Origin of the sequence: Roseibacillus ishigakijimensis (assembly GCF_016595415.1) — a bacterium.
GTDB lineage: Bacteria > Verrucomicrobiota > Verrucomicrobiia > Verrucomicrobiales > Akkermansiaceae > Roseibacillus > Roseibacillus ishigakijimensis.
This window is the reverse complement of the sequence record NZ_JAENIO010000112.1, coordinates 1-863: the sequence shown is the minus strand read 5'-3', so window position 1 is coordinate 863 and position 863 is coordinate 1. Positions and strand designations below refer to the sequence as shown.

The following is an 863-nucleotide window of genomic DNA, read 5'->3' as shown; positions in this document are numbered from 1 at the left end:
TGTTTCAATTCAGTCCTTCACGAACTTGACTTCTGATCATTGAAAAATGATGAGCCCGGACCATTTTATGCCCTTGACAAATCATCAACCATATCGTAAAAGGCCACTCGCCCGATACTGAGAGCGCGGCCACGAAACGAGGGTAAGGAATCGAATCATGAAAGTCAATCGACTCGCAGCGAGTATCGGGTTGAGTGCGCCGACTTGATATGCCCTGTCGATCTAGTCGAAGCAGGATCCGGGATTCATCTCTCGGGGTGAAAACCACTCGATATCATGTTCATCGGATAATCGGCGTTTGGTGTGATTCCAGATCTGATGACACATGCCCAATCTCCTTCCGCCATTCGCCAACGCCTTCGTTGTCTCTTCGTCCAATATCCGCGATACTACTGGACCGAGAGATTCATCGTCTTGTATCGGATCGGTGAGTATGGCGGTTCGGTTTTCAACGGTTCGTTCCTGGCCGGGGACTCGCCCAATCTTCTCAGCCGATTCGAGAATCCTCGACACCAGGAGCGGCGGTGAATTGAGGATGAATTCCTTCGCGTCATTAATTCCCAACGCGGTTGCAGTGTGAATCGCAAAAACAGTCTGTGCGTCGGGCGATTCGCTCATGCGATTCTTTAGGCATATCAGTGTTTATTAGTATGACGATGCTGCGATAGGAGCAGGACGGTTTTTGGTTCCAGGCGATTTTTTGGCGGGCGTGGGGGGCTTGTTCTTAATCATTTGTGAGAAATTCTGATTCAGGAGACAAATTACTGATTCCCCGAATTTTTTACAAGCTGAAAAGAATCGTTATCGATTGCTTGAGCGATCCATAAATTTTGGATCGGGGATATCTTACGATTATCCGAAGT

Annotated in this window: 1 protein-coding gene; it reads right to left on the bottom strand. The window is 48.1% G+C overall.

Annotated elements, in window-relative coordinates; translation table 11 throughout:
* Window positions 1-222: 222 nt before the first annotated feature.
* On the bottom strand, window positions 223-618 hold the full coding sequence (locus JIN78_RS16785) for a hypothetical protein (protein WP_200393152.1): 396 nt from the start codon (window positions 616-618) through the stop codon (window positions 223-225).
* Window positions 619-863: the final 245 nt, after the last annotated feature.